Raw genomic sequence first — 18511 nt, 5'->3', positions numbered from 1 at the left:
CCCCTGTGCGCGACTTGTTGACGATGCGTCTAGCACCGTGTGAGCCTGGGCCGCAGGACTCGCACCACGGGAAGGCCCGACCCCCCCAAGGAGGCGTCAGTGTCGACGCGCGACCTCTACACCACGGCCCCGTCCGGACCGAGCTGGCAGGTCCCCGCCACCGGTGCCGCCCGCTTCAGCTGGGAATACGACATGGCGGACGCCGGCCGCGACCGCCTCCTCGCCCTCTACCAGAAGGGCAAGGACAAGCAGTGGGACGGCGCCACCCGGATCGACTGGGACCTGGAGGTCGACCCGTACGACCCCCTCGGCACGCCCGACGAGGTCCTGACCCTCCACGGCACCCGCCACTGGGCGAAGATGACCGAGAAGGACAAGGGCGACCTGCGCCGGCACTACTCCTCCTGGCAGTTCAGCCAGTTCCTCCACGGCGAGCAGGGCGCCATGGTCTGCGCCGCCCGGATCGTCGAGTCCGTGCCCGACCTGGACGCCAAGTTCTACTCGGCCACCCAGACCATGGACGAGGCCCGGCACGCCGAGATCTACGGCCGGTTCCTCCACGAGAAGATCGGCATGCTCTACCCGATCAACGACAACCTGCAGAGCCTCCTCGGCGACACCCTGCGCGACTCCCGCTGGGACATGCCCTACCTCGGCATGCAGGTCCTGATCGAGGGGCTCGCCCTCGCCGCCTTCGGCATGATCCGCGACACCACCGACAAGCCGCTGCCCAAGCAGATCCTCGCGTACGTGATGCAGGACGAGGCCCGGCACGTCGCCTTCGGCCGGATGGCGCTGCGGGACTACTACAGGCAACTGTCCGACGCCGAACTCCGCGAGCGCGAGGAGTTCGTCATCGAGGGCTGCTACCTGATGCGCGACCGGCTGCGCGGCGTCGAGGTCCTGGACGACTTCGGCATCCCGCGGAAGGAGGCGGAGGAGCTGACCGAGCAGAGCGAGTTCCTGCACCTCTTCCGCAAGCTGCTCTTCAGCCGGATCGTCCCCTGCGTCAAGGACATCGGACTCTGGGGCGAGCGCCTCCAGAAGGCCTACCTGGACATGGGCGTCTTCGACCTCGGCGACTCCAACCTCGACCTCCTCATGACCCAGGACGAGGAGATCGCGGAGCAGCTCGACGCGGAGCGCTTCGCCAGGGAGGAGCAGGCCCGCGTCGAGGAGGTCGCGGACGCGATCGCCGCGGGCACGGCGGAGGAGTAGCGGTACGGAGAGGAGACAGGGGTACGGGGGAGGGACGGCTCCACGGAGGAGACGGGCGGTCGGAACCCGAACCCGCACCCGATCGCGTCGGGGCCGCGGCACCGCCCGGGCCGGGATCCGGCCCGGGAACACGCGTTGTCCGACGCCTGACGTAGCGTGACCGCCATGAGCATGCCGCCACCGCCGAGCCAGCCGCCGTCCCCGCAGCCGTACGGCGGACCCGTACCGCCCCCGCAGCAGCCCGGCGCGTTCGGCGCACCGCAGGGCTTCCCCCCGCAGGGCCACCCCCCGTACGGCGTTCCGCCGCAGTACGGCCCCGGACCCGGCGGCTGGGGGCAGCCGCCGACGGGACCCCCGCCGAAGAAGAAGCTGTCGTCCGGCGCGATCGTCGCCATCGTCGTCGGCTCGCTGGTCGTGGTGGCGGGCCTCGGCTACGGCGTCAAGGCCGGACTCGACGGCGTCATGGGCGGCTTCCCCGAGGCGACCCACAAGCTGGTCGTCCCCAAGACCCTCCTCGCCGGCGAGTACACCCTGGCCTCCGACCTGTCCGACAGCCAGGGCAAGGAGATCGAGGACACCCCCGACTTCACGGTGAAGGACGCCACGGCGGCGGTCGGGCAGTACGACGGTGAGGACGACTCGGTGCTCGTCCTCTCCGGGCTCTACGGCCGCATCAAGAGCGGCTCGTCCACCCGGAGTTCCATCCTCAGGGGCGCCGCCACGGAGAAGGACTCCAAGCTCGTCGTCGGGCCCCGGGACTTCACCCCCGCCGGATACGGGGTCACCGTCCGGTGTCAGGTCACCACGACGGGGAGCGTGCTCGACAGGACGAACCTCCCCATGTGCGCCTGGGGCGACGACAACACCGCGGCCGCCGTCGCCCTCGTCACCCTGGAGTCGGCCTCCGGGGACCCCAAGGACATCGACCTGGAGGACCTCGCCGAGAAGACGGCCAAGATCCGCGCGGAGGTCCGCAAGCCGATCACCGGCTGAGGGCGGGAGGTCCGCAAGCCGATCGCCGGCTGAGGACGGCAGGGACGGCAGGCGCGGGACGGGGTGGAGAGCGTCGCGGGGTGCGGACGGGATGGAGAACACCCGCGGCGCGGCCGCCGCCTCACCTCCGGGTCTCCGCCTCCAGCCGCAGCGCCTCCTCCATCACCGCCTTCGCGATCGGCGCCGCGCTGCCGCCCCCGCTGATGTCCGTACGGGACGCCTCCGCGTCCTCGACGACCACCGCCACCGCGACCGCCGGCTGGGCCGCGTCCTCCGCCTGCGCCCAGGCGATGAACCAGGCGTACGGGGTCCCGGTGTTGCCGAAGCCGTGCTGCGCCGTGCCGGTCTTGCCGCCCACCCGCACCCCGGGGATGGCCGCGTTCGTGCCGGTCCCCTCCGTCACCGCCTTCACCATCAGCCGCTGGAGCTGCATCGCCGTCGCGGGGTTCATCGCCTGCCGGTAGCTGCGCCGGCCCGTGCGGTCGACCGTGGTCCCGCCGGAGGTCGTCGTCCGGTCGACGAGGTACGGCTGGGCGATCTCCCCGTTGTTGGCGACGGCCGACGCCACCAGCGCCATCTGCAGCGGCGTCGCCGTCGTGTCGAACTGGCCGATCGACGACAGCGCGAGCTGGTCCGGGCTCATCTGCCGGTCGAAGTTCGACTTCGCCACCCAGGACGGCACCCGCAGCCCCGTGTCGTTGAAGCCGAACCGCTCGACGGAGTCGACCATCCCCGCCAGGCCCACCTTCACGCCCAGCCCCGCCATCACCGTGTTGCAGGACCACTGGATCGCGTAGGCGAGGGACGCGTCGGCGCAGCCCTCCGCCTCGTTCGGCAGCACCTGCCGGGTGCCGGGCAGCACGAACGGGTCCGGGGTGTCCGTCGGGGCGTCCACGTCCCGCACCACTCCCGCGTCGAGCGCCGCGGCGGCCGTCACGATCTTGAACGTGGAGCCCGGCGGGTACGTCTGCCGCAGCGCCCGGTTCAGCATCGGCTGGTTCGGCGAGCCGGTGAGCCGCCGCCAGGCGTCCTTGACCTCCGCCCCCGTACCGGAGAGGACGCCGGGGTCGTACGAGGGGGAGCTGACCAGCGCCAGGATGCGGCCGCTGTGCGGCTCGACGGCGACGACCGCGCCGCGTTTCCCCGCGAGGCCCCGGAAGGCGGCCTCCTGGAGGGGGGCGCGGACGGTCGTGACGACGTCGCCGCCGGGCTGCCGGCCCCGGGTGAGGTCGTTCCAGAGGGGCAGCGGCGCCAGCATCGGGGCTGTGCCGGACAGGACGGCGTCCTCGGCGTGCTCGACCAGGGTCGTGCCGTACGTCTGCGAGGCGTAGCCGGTGAGCGGGGCGTACAACGGGCCCTGGCGGTACGTCCGTTCCCAGCGCAGCTGCTGGCGGCTGTCCCGGGAGCCGGTGACCGGCCTCCCGTCGACGACGATCTCGCCGCGCGGCTGCGCGTAGCGGTTGATCGCGATCCGGCGGTTGGCCGGGTTGTCGTCGAGCGACTCGGCCTCGAAGACCATCACGCGCGCGGAGTTGACGAGGAGCGCGACGAGGAGGAGGAGGCAGAGGGCGGCGGCCCGCCGCGCGTACCGGATCACACGGCCCCCTCGGGGAGGGCGCGGAGCCGCCGCACGCCGGGACGGATCCGGGCGGACGGCGTGGCGGTCCGGCTCCTCCGGCCGCCCGGCGCGACGGCGCGGCTCCTCCCGGCGTGCGGCGGGACGGCCCGGCTCCTCCGGGCGGACGGGCGGGTCACGCGGCGCCCTCGGTCACCGGGGCGAGCGTCCCCGTGTCGGCGTCGTCCGGCTGCGGTGCCCGCGCCGAGTCGCTGACCCGGATGAGGAGCGCCACGATCACCCAGTTCGTGACCACCGACGACCCTCCCTGGGCGAGGAACGGCATCGCCATGCCGGTCAGCGGGATCAGCCCCATCACCCCGCCCGCGATGACGAAGACCTGGAGCGCCACGATCGAGGCCAGCCCGATCGCGAGGAGCCGCCCGAACGGGTCCCGCAGCGAGAGGCCGGCGCGGTAGCCGCGGGCGACCAGCAGCGCGTACAGCAGGAAGAGCGCGGTCAGACCGACGAGTCCCAGCTCCTCGCCGGCGGTCGCCAGGATGAAATCGGACTTGGTGGCGAAGCCGATGAGCACGGAGTGCCCGAGGCCGAGCCCCGAGCCGAGCATCCCGCCCGCCGCGAACGAGAACAGCGACTGGGCGAGCTGCCCGGGACCGTCCCCCGCCCGGATCGAGGCGAAGGGGTCGAGCCAGTCCTGCACCCGGCTGTGCACGTGCGGTTCGAGCGAGCCGACGAGGAAGGCCCCGGCTGCGGCGAGGACGAGCCCGACGGCGATCCACCCGGTCCGGCCGGTCGCCACGTACAGCATGATCACGAAGAGGCCGAAGAAGAGCAGCGAGGTGCCGAGGTCCCGTTCGAGGACGAGCACGCCGACGCTCAGCAGCCAGATCGCCACGATCGGGCCGAGCACCCGCCCGGTCGGGAACTGGAACTTCCAGATCCGGCGGCCCGTGTACGCGAGCGCGTTGCGGTTGGCGGCGAGGTAGGCGGCGAAGAAGACCGCCAGCAGGATCTTGGCGAACTCGCCGGGCTGGAAGGAGAGGCCGCCCAGCCGGATCCAGATCTTGGCGCCGTTCACCGCGGGGAAGAAGATCGGCAGGATCATCAGGGCGAGCGCGGCGGCCACCGACACGTAGGCGTACCCCTGGAGCGCGCGATGGTCGCGCAACAGCAGGACGACCACGATGAACAGCGCGACGCCGAGCGTGGACCAGATCAGCTGCGTCGCCGCCGCCTGGTCCTTGGGCGTCTCCAGGTCGAGCCGGTAGATCAGCACCAGGCCCAGGCCGTTGAGCAGGACCGCGATCGGCAGGAGCAGCGGATCGGCGAAGGGGGCGCGGAACCGGACCGCGAGATGGGCGACGAGCGCGAGCAGGCCGAGTCCGGTCCCGTAGCGCACGGCGTCCGGCGGTACGGCCCCGCTCCGGGCGAGGCCGACCTCGGCGTACCCGAAGACGCAGATGAGGACGGCGCAGACGAGGAGGGAGAGTTCCACGCCGCGGCGCTTCGGCGTGCGTACCCCGGGAGGGGGAGCGTCCGTGCGCGGTGCGGTCATGGCCGCAACGTAGCAAGCGGTGTGCCCTATGTCCCTTTTGCGTGACGGTGTGCCGTCTGCGGTCTGCCCGGGCCGCGCACCTTCCCGGTCAGTCCTCCGCCGTCGGCTCCGCCAGGCTCACGTACTCCGGCAGCCGCAGCCGTGCCTCGGCGCCCCCGCCGTCGGCCGCGGCGGCGAAGACGAGCTCGGCGCCGATCACCTCCGCCTGCCCCACCGCGATCGTCAGCCCGAGACCGTGGCCCTTGCCGCCGCTCTCCGTGCGGAACCGCTGCGGCCCCGACTCCAGCAGGTACGCCGGGTAGCCGGGCCCGTGGTCCCGCACGGACACCACCGGACCGTCCACCGTCAGCACCACCGGCGGCGCCCCGTGCTTGTGGGCGTTGGCGATCAGGTTGCCCAGCACCCGCTCCAGCCGCCGCCGGTCCGTCTCCACGGTCGCGTCCCGGAGGACCCGGACCTCGGTCCCGGTCCCCGAGGCGCGCACCACCCGCTCGGCGAGCGGGCCGAGTTCGTGCACGGCGAGGTCCACCGTCTCGTTGCGGGCGTCGAGCCGTGAGATCTCCAGCAGGTCCTCGGTCAGCCCGCGCATCGCCCGCACCCGGTCCCGTACCAGCTCCGAGGGCCGCCCCTCCGGCAGCAGCTCGGCCGCCGCCGACAGCCCGGTCAGCGGGGTGCGCAGCTCGTGTGCCACGTCGGCGGTGAACCGCTGCTCGCTCTGCAGCTTGCTCTGGAGCGAGGACGCCATCGTGTCGAGTGCGCCCGACACCGTGGCCACCTCGTCCTGGGGACGCGAGGAGTCCTGGGTGCGCGGGTCGTCGACGCGCGCGTCGAGGTCGCCCGCGCTGATCCGGCGGGCCACCTGGGCGGTGAGGTGCAGCCGCCGGGTGACCCGGGTGACGGCGAAGGCGCCGACGAGCAGCGTCGCCCCGATCGCGAGGACGGAGGAGCCGAGGATCGAGCGGTCGAGGGCGTCGATCGTCTCGGCGCTCTGCGTGTAGTCGACCCGGACGGCCAGGGCGCGGCCGTCCGCCGGGCCCGCCGCCCACATCGTCGGCCGGCCCCGGTCGTCGGCGACCAGCGTGCCGCGCTCGCCCCGGACGGCCAGCGCGCGGAGGGAGGCCGGAAGCCCGGGCGGATCGACCCCGGCGAACCGCGGCAGCGGCTCGCCGGCCTCGTAGAGCCGGGTGACGTCGGTGAGCCGGGCGAGCGCCTTCTCCCGGGAGTCGTTCACCGTCTGGCCGGTCACCGAGACGTGCACGAGGATGCCGAGGAGCGCGGCCAGGGCGCAGCACATCACCGCGATGAAGACGGCGGCCTTCCAGGTGAGGGTCGCGGTCCAGGCGGGCAGCCGGGGCGCCCTCACGGGCTCGGCTCGGCGGGCGGGGCCGCGTCGGGCGGGACCGGGAGCGGCGCCGGGGGCGAGGCCGGGGCGGGGACCGCCGGAGCCGGGCTGACCAGGCGGGGCTCCGGGACGGCCGGTGCCGCGGTGCGGCCCGGCTTCACCCGGACGATCTCGTCGCGGGTGGGCAGCATGCTGTGCTGCTGCTCGTCCCAGGACCAGGCGGTGCGGTACTCGTACCCGGGGATGCCCGCCGAAGCGACGCGCATGATCAGGTCGCGGCCGGCCAGCTCCACGCTGATGACCTGGTCGACGGTGGACATGATGCGGGTGAGCCCGCCGTTCTCGGCGAGGTAGACGCGCACGCCGACCTGCTGGTCGGGCATCCGGACGCCGACGATCAGCTCGTCCCGGCCGTTGCCGGTGAGGTCGCGGTAGTACGGCCGCATCACCGGACAGGCGGCCGGCGCGGTGCCGCAGGCCTTCACGGCGCGGGCGGTCTCCGCGTACATGCCGTCGGGGCCGCTGTACGTGCCGGGGTGGGCGCGCACCTCGGCGGCGACCACCGCGATCGCGTCGACGGAGTGGACGTCGTTGTCGGGGACCTGGACGCCGGGGACGCGCTCGGTGTCGGACTCGCCGTAGTCGATCGGCGGGTCCGTGGCGGGCGGCAGGTCGGGCCAGAGCCGTACGGGGCCGGCGGCCGGCGGGGTGGCCCCGGCGCTCTGGAGCCCGCCCTCGCCGCGCCCGCAGCCGACGGCGCCGCCGAGCACGAGGGCGCACAGGACACCGGCGGCGAACTGCGTTCCGCGCGGTTTCACACTGCTCCTCGTACGAGTCGATCGACGGGTGCGGCCGGGAGTCCGGCGGGGCCGACCGGGGGATCGGACGGCGGACCGGGTCCGGGCCTGCTTCCAGTAGACCTTATTCGGATGGAAGTCCTTTTTGTCTACTCATGGACCGGCGGCCCCACTGCCCGGCAGGGGGTCACGGCTGCTGTCGGCCGGGGTTCACGGAGCGAGGTACCGGTCACGGCTGCTGTCGGCCGGGGTCAGGGCGCCACGTACCGGTCGCCGTGCCGCCTGCCGCTTGCAGCCGGTCGCCGCGCCTGCCGCTTGCAGCCGGTCGCCGTGCCGCCTGCCGCTTGCAGCCGGTCGCCGCGCCTGCCGCTTGCAGCCGGTCGCTGGTCGCCGCGCCGCCTGCCGCCGCGCACCCGTCGCGGTCGTCGTCCGCCTCTCCGTCGTCCGCCGCCCCGCCGCCCACGGATCGCCGCCGACCCGTCGGCCGAGTCCTCCGCGGACCCGCCGTCCCGCCCGGGCTAGAACCCGCCCCGCTCCATCCGCGCGAGCGCGGCCCGGCACACGGTCAGGAGCTTCTCGTCGACGTGGATGTCATGGCTGCCCGAGGCGCCCTCGCGGGCGTTGTGGCGACGCCTGCGCGTCAGCTCGGTGAGGATCAGCAGCTGCGCCTCCGCGGCGGCCGGACCCATCTCCGCCAGGCACTCGGCCACGTCCACGCGCGCGTGCCGGTTCTCCTCCCAGGCCGCGACCAGCACCGGAAGAGCCGGCGCCGCGTCCCCGGACACCCGCCACAGGGCCGCGGCGCTCCGGACCCGCACCCACAGGTCCCGCGAGGCCAGGCCGGTTCTGAGAGCGGCGGCCGCCGAGGCGGCGGCCGGGCCGATGTCCCCGAGGGCCTGGGCGGCGGAACACCAGTCCGCGCCCGAGGCACCGGGCCGCAGCCACCGCTCCAGGGCGGCCAGGACCTCGCCCAGATCGCCCTCGGCCGCCCACAGGGCCCGCGCGGCCGCCGTGGCGACCGTGGCCGAGTCGGCCCCCAGGAGCCCGCGCATGTCCGGGACGGCCTCCCCGGCCGCGGGCCCGAAGGCCGCGAGGGTCCGCAGCGCGGACTCGCGGACCCAGTCGCGCCGGTTCGCCGGCGCTCCGCGCAGGACCCGCAGGACCTCCGGCACGGCCTGGGAGCCCCGTACCGCCGCGAGGGCGTACAGCAGGGGCGCGGCCCGGTCGTAGAGCCGCTCGTCGAGCTCCACCTCCGCGAGCCGGCGCCGCAGCAGCGGCGCCAGCATGGCGGCCGACGGCCCGAGCCCGTCCATGGCGTACAGCAGCTCGCGCCGCACCTCCCGCTCCTCCAGGGCGCGGGCGAGCAGCGGCACGGCGCGGGTGTCCCCGGCGCGGGCCAGCGCGAGCAGGGCGCCGTCGCGCCCGGACCGTCCGACGAAACCGCCGCCCTGGGCACCGCCGCCGCGCGTGCCCCGACCGCCGGCCCCGCCGGGCCCGGCCGGCGCCGCCCCCGCGGGTCCCACGGCGAGACGGGCCGCGAGCGCGTCGGCGGCCGGGCCGCCCAGCTCGAAGAGCCGCTCCAGGAAGGAGGTAGCGGCCTCCCGCAGCCGCGGCTCGGGGTCGTCGAGCTGGGCGCCGACGAGCCGGACGATCTCCTCGTACCGCCCCCGCCAGACCCGTATCAGCCCGCCGCACAGCCAGATCGCGTCCGACCGCTGACCCCAGTCGGGGCTCCGGAGCTGTGCCTCGATCAGCGCGATGCGGTCGTCGACCCGGTCGTCGAGCGCCGCGTGCAGCGTCCGGAGCAGCTCCTCCGTCCAGGGTGCGGGGCGCCCGGCGGCGTGCTCCTCCAGCAGCTCGCGGACCTGCCCGATGAGGGTCGGCGTCGCGGCCCGCTCGCCGCCGCCCCCGGCCGGCCCCGAGGCCGAGGTCCGGATCTCCTCGAGGAGCCCCGTCACCCACGGCACGATGTCCTCCGGGATGTCGCCGGGCGCGCAGCGCGCCCGCTGGGCGAGGGCCGCGAGCCGCAGCCCCGGATCCTGGGCGGCACGGGCGAGCCAGCCGAGCCAGTCGACGGTCTCGGCGCGCAGCGAGGCGTGCCGCAGGGCGATCCGCCCGACGGCGGCGACCAGGGCGAGCCGCACCTCGGTGTCCCGCTCGACGGTGAGCCGCTCCCGCAGCAGGGTCAGCACCCGCGCGGGCTCGGGGTGCAGCGAGGCGAGCGCGCAGGGGGCGGCGAGCCGTACCTCGGGGTCGGGGTCGGAGATCAGCCCGAGGAAGACGTCGGCGCCGGCGGCGATCGCCGCGGCGGCCATCGCGTAGTTGGCGGCGGGGATGAACTCCTCGCCCTCCGCGTCGAGTTCGTCGATCTCCTCGTCGTCTTCGAGCTCGATCCCGCCGATGCTGGTGAGCAGTTCGACGATGCAGCCGCGGTCCTCGACGGCCGGGTCGGCGACGAGTTCGAGGAGGAAGGGGATGCAGGCCAGGGTGGAGTCGTAGACGTCGCCCTGGTGGTGCACGGCCCCGTACATGCCGTCGAGGGCCGTCTCCCGCTCGGCGGGATCGGCGGAGGCGAGTCCGCGGAGCAGCTCCGGCACGTCGTCCGCGGGGCCGTACGCATGCCCCAGTGAGGCCCAGTCGACCTCCTCGATCCCCGTCAGCATCTGCAGGCCGCCTTCCCCGTGAGCCCTGTACCAGGCAGCAAGTGTGCACCACTGGAAGGGCGGCAAGGCCTTACCCGCGACACCGGGCGCGGACAGGGCCCCTGTTGCGTTCTGTTTGCGCCATGTGCGGTGCGCAGTGGGGCAGTTGCACTCCGTGCCGCCCCCGGGAGGCGCCCGGAGGCCGGCTGTCACTCGGACCGGACGCGGACGAAGGTCGCGTTCTCCTGCCGCTGCCGCACGGCGAGCTGCCGGAGCTCGACCGGGAGCGGCGGGTCGATCCACCGCACCGGACCGTGCTCCGGGTCCTGGAAGAGCGGCCCGGCGCGGTCCGCGGCCAGGGCGCCCACCTCGCGCGACTGCGCCGGGGTCAGCCGGGGCGAGGTGGAGACCGTACGGCCGTCCGCGAGCCGTACGACCAGGGTCCGGGGCCGGCCGGGCGGCCCGACGACGCCGAGCAGCAGGCCGTCGCTGGTCTCCGCGTGCCGGATCTTCCGCCAGGCCCAGGTGGGACCGGCCCGGTAGGGGGAGTCCAGGGCCTTCGCGACGATCCCCTCGACCCCGGCGTCCCGCAGGTCGCGGAACCATCCGCGCGCGGTCTCCTCGTCCAGGGTGGCCAGCACCCGCTGGAGCGGCGGCCCGGTGTCGCTGAGCGCCGTCCCGAGCAGCTCCCACCGGTCGCGCAGCGGCAGCGGCCGGACGTCGCGCCCCGGGACGGCGAGCAGGTCGAAGGCGATGTACGAGACCGGGACACCGGCCCGCGCCCGGTCCGCGGGGGAGCGCAGCAGGTCGGTGAAGCTCAGCCGCCCGTCGCGGTAGGCGCACAGCTCGCCGTCGAGGACGATGCCGGGCGGCAGCTGGTCCCGCAGGTGGGCGGCGATCGCGGGGAACTCGGGCGCGAGGTCCCGCCGGGACCGCGACTGGAGCACGACCTTCCCGTCGCCCAGGACGAAGGCGAGCGCGCGGAACCCGTCGAGCTTGAGCGAGTACTGGACCTCCCGGGGCGGCGCTCCCTGAGCGGGGATCTCGTCGGCGGACCGGGGCCGCATGACGTCGAGGGGCGGGGGAAGCACCAGGTCACCGGGCCGCGGTCCGGACTGCTGCGGATGCTCGGGCACGGTCACGGACCGCCTGCCGGGGCCGGGGACGGGGGCGCGGCGGCTTCGCGGGCCTCCCGCGCCCGGGTTCCGGAGGGGGCTGCGGAGGCTCCCGGGGCTGCGGCGGTACGGAGCCCTGGGCGTCCCGCGCGGTTGAGGTCCGCGCCGCGGCCCTGAGTGCCACTCGCCGCACCGGCGGCGGCTCCCGGCTGCCCGTGACGCCCGCCCGGAGCCCCGCCACCGGCGCTCGCGCGGCCGTCGTTCCCGCCCGGGGCGTGCGCCCCGGCCCCGTTCGCGCCGCCTTCCGAGGCCGGTTCCGGGTGGGTCCCGGGCCGGTTCACGGCACCTCTCCCGCCCGTTCGGGCGCGAAAAGTGGCGCGAGGAGATCCCCGTAGCGCTCAAGACGTGGCGCGATGTCATCCATGAGGTGGACGAGGGAGCCGGGGTCCGCGGCCTCCTCGGCGCAGTCCTCGACCTCCTCCCACGTGACGGGCGCCGACACCATGGGGAGGGGCCGGGCCCGCAGGGTGTAGGGGGTGGCCGTGGTCTTGGCGGCGGCGTTCTGACTGTGGTCGACGAAGACCTTCCCGGGCCGCAGGGCCCGGGCCATCCGGTGCACGACCAGCCCCGGCAGCGCCGCCTCCGCCTCGACGGCGAGCGTGCGCGCGTACGCCGAGACCAGCGCCGAGGGCGTGGGCACCACCGGGACGAGCAGGTGCAGCCCCTTGGAGCCGGAGGTCTTGGCGAAGGCCTCCAGCCCGTCCTCGGCGAGCCGGCCGCGCAGATGGAGGGCGACGCGGCAGCACTCGACGACCGTCGCGGGCGCCCCGGGGTCGAGGTCGAACACGAGCCGGTCGGCGACGGCGGGGGAGGAGGCGGGCCACTGCGGCGTGTGGAACTCCACGACCAGGTTCGCGGCCCACATCAGCGAGGCGAGGTCCTCGACGACCACCTGCCGGGCCCGGGGGTCCTCGGAGCGCGGCACCGGGGTGGTCCTCACCCAGGAGGGTGTGCCGGGCGGCGGATTCTTCGTGAAGAAGAGCTGCCCGTCGGGACCGTCCGGATAGCGCAGGAAGGACACCGGGCGGTCGCGCAGATGCGGCAGGATCGCGGGCCCGACGGTCGCGTAGTAGTGGAGCAGCTCGCCCTTGGTGGTGCCGGTGACCGGGTGGATCACCTTCTCCAGGTTGCTGAGCGCCAGGCGCCGCCCCTCCACCTCCGTGAGAGGCGTCATACGATGAGAATCCCACGATTCACGACAAAGCGGGCATGACGAAACGACCTGATCCGACGATCTGATCCGACCCGAAGGGAACGTCTGTGCGATCCATCTGGAACGGCGCCATATCCTTCGGCCTGGTCAGCATCCCGATCAAACTGGTGAACGCCACCGAGAGCCGGTCCGTCTCCTTCCGGCAGATCCACACCGAGGACGGCGGGCGCGTCCGCTACAAGAAGGTGTGCGAGCTCGACGGCGAGGAGGTCACGCAGGCCGAGATCGGCAAGGCGTACGAGGACGCCGACGGGACGATGATCCCGATCACCGAGGAGGACCTGGCCTCGCTGCCGCTCCCCACGGCGAAGACGATCGAGATCGTGGCCTTCGTACCGGCCGGCGACATCGACCCGCTGCAGATGGACGCCGCGTACTACCTCTCGGCGAACGGCGTGCCCGCGGCCAAGCCGTACACCCTGCTCCGCGAGGCCCTGAAGCGCAGCGAGAAGGTCGCCGTGGCCAAGTACGCCCTCCGCGGCCGCGAACGCCTGGGCATGCTCCGCGTGGTGGACGACGTCATCGCGATGCACGGCCTGCTCTGGCCGGACGAGATCCGCGCGCCCGAGGGCGTGGCCCCGGAGAACCCGGTGAGCGTACGGGACGCCGAACTCGACCTCGCGGACGCCCTGATGGCCACCCTGGGCGAGGTCGACATGAGCACCCTGCACGACGACTACCGCACGGCGGTCGAGGAGATGATCGCGGCGAAGGCGGAGGGCGGCGCGGGCGTCGCACCCCCGGAGACGGGCGAGGAGACCGGCGGCGGCCAGGTGATCGACCTGATGGCCGCCCTGGAGAACAGCGTGCGGGCGGCGAAGGAGGCCCGGGGCGAGGACGCGGTGGTCACCGAACTCAAGCCGCGGGCGACACCCAAGGCCACGGACACCAAGAAGTCCACGTCGAAGACGGCGGCCAGGAAGGCGGCGGCCCCGGCACGCAAGTCGACGGCGAAGACCGCGGCGGGCAAGAGCACGGCGAAGAGCGCCGAGACCAAGAAGACGACCGCGAAGAAGACGGCGGCGAAGAAGACGGCGAGCAAGAAGACGGCGGCGAAGGCGACGACGGCGAAGGAGACGACCGCCAGGAAGACGACGGCGAAGAAGACGACCCAGGGCAAGCGCTCGGCGTGAGGCGGGCCGCGGCGGGCGAAGGAGCCCGCCGCGGAGGCCTGGGTCCGGTCACCGGCAGCCGAGGTACGAAGCCGGAAGCCTCCCGCCGCACCGGAATCAGACCCGGCGAACAGCAATCACCACCACCCACGGGGGTCTACTCCCGCCCACGTACGCGGGGCTCCGCCCTCACCTCGCGGGCGGGCCGCCGGCGGAACGCAGTTCCTCGAACGCGGCGTTGACGTCGGCGACGCGCACGGTGACGAGATCCTCCCGGCTGGGGGTCGCGTGCCCGCCGTGGGTGTCGTACAGCCGCAGGTCGCGGCACGAGGCGGCCTTGCGGCACAGCTCGCGGGCGAGGCGCCCGTTGCCCAGCCGGTCGACGAGCCCGTCCCGGACGACGCTCCGGAAATGGGAGTGGAGGACCGCGGCGGCGTCCTCGTCCACGACATCGCCCTGCGCCCCGAGCACACCGTGGGCGATCCGGAGGAGTTCCTCCGCCGAGTACGAGGGGAAGTCGATCCGCGTACTGAAACGGGAGGTGAGGCCCGGGTTCGTCGACAGGAGTTCGGCCATCTCGTCCGGATACCCGGCCAGGACGACGACGAGCCGGTCGCGGTCGTCCTCGGCCCGCTTGAGCAGCACCTGCAAGGCCTCCTTGCCGAAGGCGTCGCCCCCGGAGTAGCCCGTGTTGTGCAGCGCGTAGGCCTCGTCGACGAAGAGGACGCCGCCCAGGGCGGAGTCGATGACGGCCTTCGTCTTCACGGCAGACGACCCGAGGTGTTCGCCCACGAGGTCGACCCGCGAGGTCTCGACGAGCGCGCCCGACTCCAGCATGCCGAGTCCGGCGAAGACGTCGCCGATGATGCGGGCCACGGTCGTCTTCCCGGTGCCGGGCGGCCCGGCGAACACGAAGTGCTGGGGTCCGGCGGTCGTCGGCAGCCCCTGCTCCCGCCGGACCGTGGCCATCCGCAGCTGGGCGACGAGGGTCCTGACCTGCCGCTTGACCGGTTCGAGCCCGATCATCCCGTCGAGCCGCGCGAGCGCCTCGTCGAGCCGGGGATCGGCGGCGGCGTCGCCGGGGCGCTCCCCGGCGGGGGCGAGGGCAGCCGCGTCCGGGGCGGGTGCGCGGACCGGGGCCTGGGCCGGTGCCTGGACCTGGGCGCGCCGGGCGACGTCGGCGAGCCCGGGGAAGCAGCGGAAGGCGTACTGGAACTGCCGCAGCGCCTCCCGGTCGTCGCCGGTTCCCTCGTACGCGAGCCCGCGGAGGTAGGCGACCTCGCCGTCGAAGCGGCCGCCGCGCTCCAGCGCGTGGGGGAGCGGCGCCATGGTGCGGAGGACCTCGTGGAACACCCCCTGGCGGGCGAGCGCGTACCCGACGTACAACTGGGCCTCGTCGCGCAGGAAGGAGGCCTCGATGCCGCGGGAGAACTCCAGCACCAGCGGCCAGTTCTGCTTGAGGTAGGCGTACCGGGTGCAGAGGAAGCGCGTCTCGTCGCAGTCGAGGACGGCGGTGAGCAGCGCGGGCTCGGCCTCGTCGACCTGCCCGGCGGAGAGCCGCTGCGCCATGCCGGCGAGCCAGAGGTCACGCGAGGTCTCCAGCCGGAAGGAGACGTAGAGACCGAGGTCGAAGCGCGAACGGACGGTCAGCGCACACCTGTTCCGCAGCTCGCCGAAGGCGTGCCGGTACCGCCCCATGGCCTCGACGGCCTCGGCCTGGGACCGCCCGGTGGCGTGCAGCCCCAACCAGGCGTCGGCGGCGGTGGGGTCGTACTCCAGCACCTCGGTGAACCGCACGGCGGCGGCGTCGTACTGACCGAGCCGGAGCAGTGTGACCCCCTCCCGCCACAGCCGTTCGCACTTCTTGGCGGTACGCCTGGACACGGACTCTCCCGCCACAGTTCCCCCCGACTCAGGCCCCCGGCCGACCGACTGCGGAAGCTCCGGGACGTACGCGACACCCCGTCATGCCGGCACTCCGAAAGCGATCCGGTGAAAGCGTAATACCGCCCGGTCCGCGCACCCGCAACGAACCGCCCCCGCTCCGGGGCGGCTGCCGAGACGCCTCGACGGCGGCCGCGCGCCTCGCCGCCGCGGGCTGGAGCACCCGCGCCTCGCCCGGGTACGGCTACGGCCTGGAACTCCGGGACGAGGAAGACGCGTTGGTACCCGAACTCACCGGCTGAGGGAACGACCCGACCTGGAACGCCGGCGGGAGCTGTCAGTGCCCCCGCCTACGCTGCGGACCCTTGGGAACGACCAGGGGGAGAGGACACAGCATGGGCGGCAACGCGTGGACGCAGACGGGCCCGTACCAGCCGGATCTGGCGGCGGCATTCCGGCAGGCGCAGGAGGCGAGCCTGGCGGCGAACGGCCACGGCTTCGGGGGCCGCGCGATCGAGGAGCTGTGGCAGGACCCGGACTGGAACGAGTACGTCTACACGGTCGGCACGGCGTCGGTGCTGGACTTCCCCCGCACAACGGAGGCGACGGACCGCGGCGACCACCCGTACATGCGCCCGCTGACGGACGCCGAGGTCCGCACCTGGTCCCCGACGGCCCGACCCACCGAGGAGGAATGGACCAGAGCCCTGGACACAGGAGCCCTCCCGTACCCGGACCGAGCCCAGGGCAACTGCACGGTCCTGTACGCGAACGGCACCCCGACGAACATCGCGTACTGGGGAGTGACAGCGGACTGACGAACCCGACCACGAACCCAGGCCACCCCGGCTGAGCCGCAGGCGGGACCGGCCCGCAGATACAACAAGACCCCGTTCTCAGCGTTTCCGCTGATCACGGGGTCTGTGTGGCACTTCCTGCGAAGTGCCCCCGGCAGGATTCGAACCTGCGCACACGGCTCCGGAGGCCGTTGCTCTATCCCCTGAGCTACGGGGGCGTCCGCCGCGTTCGGCGGCGACGGGTAGAACCCTACCAGCTCCGCGGGAGTGGCTGTGAACAGGTATTTCCGGGGTGTCACCAGGGGCGGGGTCCCCCGCACGGGTCAGAAGTGGGCAAAACCCGGACGCGGCCGTCGAGGGCGGCCTACTCTCGTCCGTGTGTCAGGCGCGTCCGGTCGGGTGCTCGTTGTCGACGACAACAAGGTGATCCGGCAGTTGATCAGGGTCAATCTCGAACTCGAGGGGTTCGAGGTCGTGACCGCGGCCGATGGTGCCGAGTGTCTGGATGTCGTGCATCAGGTCTGTCCTGATGTCGTCACCCTGGACGTCGTCATGCCCCGCCTGGACGGGATCAAGACCGCCGAACGGCTCCGCGCCGACCCTCGGACCAGGCACCTCCCCGTCGCGATCATCAGCGCCTGCGGCGAGGGCGAGGTCTCCGGCGGGGTCGCCTCGGGCGTCGACGCCTTCCTCGCCAAGCCCTTCGAGCCCTCCGAGCTCGTCCGCGTCGTCCGGCAGCTCATGCACCGCGAGCGGCGCGAGCGGCCCGACGGGGCCGGCACCGACGGAGGCGAGGATCCGGCCGCAGTCGACGACTCCCAGGATCCCCGCCGCGCCGGAACGACCCCCCGCTCGCACTGATCCCCCCGCTTGCTCCGCCCCCCTCGGCCCCCTGGTGTCCCGCACTTGCTCGGATCCCCCTCGCGTCTCCTCTGGACCCGCGCGCTCGCAGCGATCTCTTGCTCGTGCCCACCCGCCGCTCGCCCCGGCCCCCCGCCGTCGACCTTCGCCGGCATCCATCTCCCACTCCCACTCCCTCTCCCTCTCCCTCTCGCCCGCGTCCCGGGTGACCGCATCGCGAAACCGGTTCGCGTTCCGACCCCCCTCCTCCCCTACGCTTGTCCCGTGACCCCCGCGGACCTCTCCCTCACCGTGCTGCACGCCGTGCGCCGCGCGGTCGACGACGGTGCGCTGCGGGTCGACGTCCCCCCGGTCGTCAAGGTCGAGCGGGCCCGGCCCGGTGGTGTCGGCGACTACGCCAGCAACGTGGCCCTCACCCTCGCCCGGTCCGCCGGGCGCAGTGCCCTCGACGTCGCCGGGATCCTCGAAGAGCGCCTCCGGGGCGCCCCCGGGCTCCGCGACGTCGCCGTCACCGGGCCCGGCTTCCTGAACTTCACCCTCCGGTCCGACGCCGCCGGCGACCTCGTGCGGGCCGTCCGCGAGGCCGGGGGCGCGTACGGAAGCGGTACCGCCCTCGCCGGCGTCACCGTCCGCTTCGCCGACCTGACGGAGTCGCGCGCCCTGCTCGTCACCGAGACCGTCGTCCGGCTGCTCCGGAGCCAGGGCGCCGACGCCGCCCTTCGCGGGCGTCGGGCGGACGACGGGGGAGTCCCCGCCGACGAGCGGATCCCCGCGCACCCCGGGTCGAACGACCCCGCCCCCCGCGAAGCCGACCCTGCCGCCCCCGCCCCCCGCGACGAGCGCATCCACGTCCACCCCGGCCCCTACCAGCCGGACCTCCTCGGTGTCGATGCCGCACGGTGGGCCCTGCTGCGGGCCGCCCCCCAGGATCGGCCGCTCGACGGGGCGCCGCTGCTCGTGCAGCACGAGCGCAATCCTCTCTTCCGTGTGCGGTACGCCCACTCCCGCGTCCGGCGGCTGATCGCCAACGCCGCACAGCTCGGGTTCGGGCCCGCGTACGACACCGCCGTCGACGCACCCGAACTCCTCGGCGCCCTCGGCGACCACCCCGTCGTCCTCCTCGCCGCCGCCCGCCACCGCGCCCCCGACCGGGTCGCCCGGCACCTGGAAGTCACCGCCGACGCGCTGCTCGCGTTCCAGCACACCGTTCTGCCGCTCGGCGACGAGAAACCCTCGGCCGCCCACCGTTCCCGGCTCGCGCTCGCCGAAGCCGCCGGGACGGTGCTCGCCGGTGGCCTCTCCGTGCTCGGCATCAGCGCACCCGAACGGATTTGAAAGAGTTCAGA

14 protein-coding genes and 1 tRNA gene are annotated in these 18511 nt (G+C 74.0%); 6 read left to right on the top strand and 9 right to left on the bottom strand.

Annotated features, from left to right (window positions below):
- Window positions 1-99 precede the first annotated feature (99 nt).
- Entirely contained in the window at window positions 100-1218 is a 1119-nt protein-coding gene (locus ACF09E_RS17165; RefSeq protein ID WP_392205918.1) for a ferritin-like domain-containing protein, read from the top strand.
- A gap of 165 nt (window positions 1219-1383) precedes the next feature.
- Window positions 1384-2211 carry a hypothetical protein gene (locus tag ACF09E_RS17160; RefSeq protein WP_392205917.1) on the top strand — a complete coding sequence of 276 codons (828 nt, stop codon included), beginning with the start codon at window positions 1384-1386 and terminating at the stop codon, window positions 2209-2211.
- A 121-nt stretch (window positions 2212-2332) separates the two neighbouring features.
- Here ACF09E_RS17160 and ACF09E_RS17155 read toward each other — a convergent pair whose 3' ends face one another.
- The 7 genes from ACF09E_RS17155 to ligD all read right to left on the bottom strand — a co-directional run bounded on the left by ACF09E_RS17155 (window position 2333) and on the right by ligD (window position 12472).
- Entirely contained in the window at window positions 2333-3808 is a 1476-nt protein-coding gene (locus tag ACF09E_RS17155; RefSeq protein ID WP_392205916.1) for a penicillin-binding transpeptidase domain-containing protein, read from the bottom strand.
- 154 nt (window positions 3809-3962) lie between these two features.
- A complete protein-coding gene (locus ACF09E_RS17150; protein WP_392205914.1) occupies window positions 3963-5342 on the bottom strand; it encodes an FtsW/RodA/SpoVE family cell cycle protein in 1380 nt (459 codons plus the stop codon).
- 88 nt (window positions 5343-5430) lie between these two features.
- Window positions 5431-6705 (bottom strand): ATP-binding protein, encoded by a 1275-nt coding sequence (locus tag ACF09E_RS17145; protein ID WP_392205913.1) that lies wholly within the window; start codon window positions 6703-6705, stop codon window positions 5431-5433.
- Complete coding sequence (locus ACF09E_RS17140; protein ID WP_392205912.1) at window positions 6702-7502, bottom strand: hypothetical protein; 801 nt, start codon at window positions 7500-7502, stop codon at window positions 6702-6704. Before ACF09E_RS17140 ends, ACF09E_RS17145 begins: the two co-directional genes overlap by 4 nt.
- 497 nt (window positions 7503-7999) lie before the next feature.
- A complete protein-coding gene (locus tag ACF09E_RS17135) occupies window positions 8000-10144 on the bottom strand; it encodes a PBS lyase (RefSeq protein ID WP_392205910.1) in 2145 nt (714 codons plus the stop codon).
- A 188-nt stretch (window positions 10145-10332) separates the two neighbouring features.
- Window positions 10333-11265, bottom strand: a complete 933-nt coding sequence (locus tag ACF09E_RS17130) for a DNA ligase (RefSeq protein ID WP_392205909.1) — start codon at window positions 11263-11265, stop codon at window positions 10333-10335.
- Between the two features lie 310 nt (window positions 11266-11575).
- On the bottom strand, window positions 11576-12472 hold the full coding sequence (ligD, locus tag ACF09E_RS17125) for a non-homologous end-joining DNA ligase (protein WP_392205908.1): 897 nt from the start codon (window positions 12470-12472) through the stop codon (window positions 11576-11578).
- A gap of 86 nt (window positions 12473-12558) precedes the next feature.
- Here ligD and ACF09E_RS17120 point away from each other — a divergent pair, with 86 nt between their 5' ends.
- A complete protein-coding gene (locus ACF09E_RS17120; protein WP_392205907.1) occupies window positions 12559-13644 on the top strand; it encodes a Ku protein in 1086 nt (361 codons plus the stop codon).
- Between the two features lie 168 nt (window positions 13645-13812).
- Here the strand turns inward: ACF09E_RS17120 and ACF09E_RS17115 are convergent, their stop codons facing one another.
- The gene (locus ACF09E_RS17115) at window positions 13813-15507 is read right to left on the bottom strand and encodes an AAA family ATPase (RefSeq protein ID WP_392205906.1); all 1695 of its coding nucleotides are present in this window, start codon (window positions 15505-15507) and stop codon (window positions 13813-13815) included.
- A 395-nt stretch (window positions 15508-15902) separates the two neighbouring features.
- Here ACF09E_RS17115 and ACF09E_RS17110 point away from each other — a divergent pair, with 395 nt between their 5' ends.
- On the top strand, window positions 15903-16325 hold the full coding sequence (locus ACF09E_RS17110; protein ID WP_392205904.1) for a hypothetical protein: 423 nt from the start codon (window positions 15903-15905) through the stop codon (window positions 16323-16325).
- Window positions 16326-16450: 125 nt separating this feature from the next.
- Here the strand turns inward: ACF09E_RS17110 and ACF09E_RS17105 are convergent.
- Window positions 16451-16522: transfer RNA gene (locus ACF09E_RS17105), tRNA-Arg, on the bottom strand.
- Window positions 16523-16682: 160 nt separating this feature from the next.
- On the opposite strand from ACF09E_RS17105, the gene ACF09E_RS17100 reads away from it, so the two are divergent.
- On the top strand, window positions 16683-17165 hold the full coding sequence (locus ACF09E_RS17100) for a response regulator (protein WP_392205903.1): 483 nt from the start codon (window positions 16683-16685) through the stop codon (window positions 17163-17165).
- A 264-nt stretch (window positions 17166-17429) separates the two neighbouring features.
- Entirely contained in the window at window positions 17430-18500 is a 1071-nt protein-coding gene (nrtL, locus tag ACF09E_RS17095; protein ID WP_392205902.1) for an ArgS-related anticodon-binding protein NrtL, read from the top strand.
- Window positions 18501-18511: the final 11 nt, after the last annotated feature.

It is taken from the genome of Streptomyces sp. NPDC014891 (genome assembly GCF_043081085.1).
Lineage (GTDB): Bacteria > Actinomycetota > Actinomycetes > Streptomycetales > Streptomycetaceae > Streptomyces.
This window is presented reverse-complemented; position numbering and strand designations above follow the sequence as displayed.

Excerpts from the sequence above, each read along its gene's own strand:
- ACF09E_RS17160 (WP_392205917.1), top strand. The coding sequence starts at position 1,384 with ATGAGCATGCCGCCACCGCCGAGCCAGCCGCCGTCCCCGCAGCCGTAC.
- ACF09E_RS17150 (WP_392205914.1), bottom strand. The coding sequence starts at position 5,342 with ATGACCGCACCGCGCACGGACGCTCCCCCTCCCGGGGTACGCACGCCG.
- ACF09E_RS17135 (WP_392205910.1), bottom strand. The coding sequence starts at position 10,144 with ATGCTGACGGGGATCGAGGAGGTCGACTGGGCCTCACTGGGGCATGCG.
- ligD (WP_392205908.1), bottom strand. The coding sequence starts at position 12,472 with ATGACGCCTCTCACGGAGGTGGAGGGGCGGCGCCTGGCGCTCAGCAAC.
- ACF09E_RS17110 (WP_392205904.1), top strand. The coding sequence starts at position 15,903 with ATGGGCGGCAACGCGTGGACGCAGACGGGCCCGTACCAGCCGGATCTG.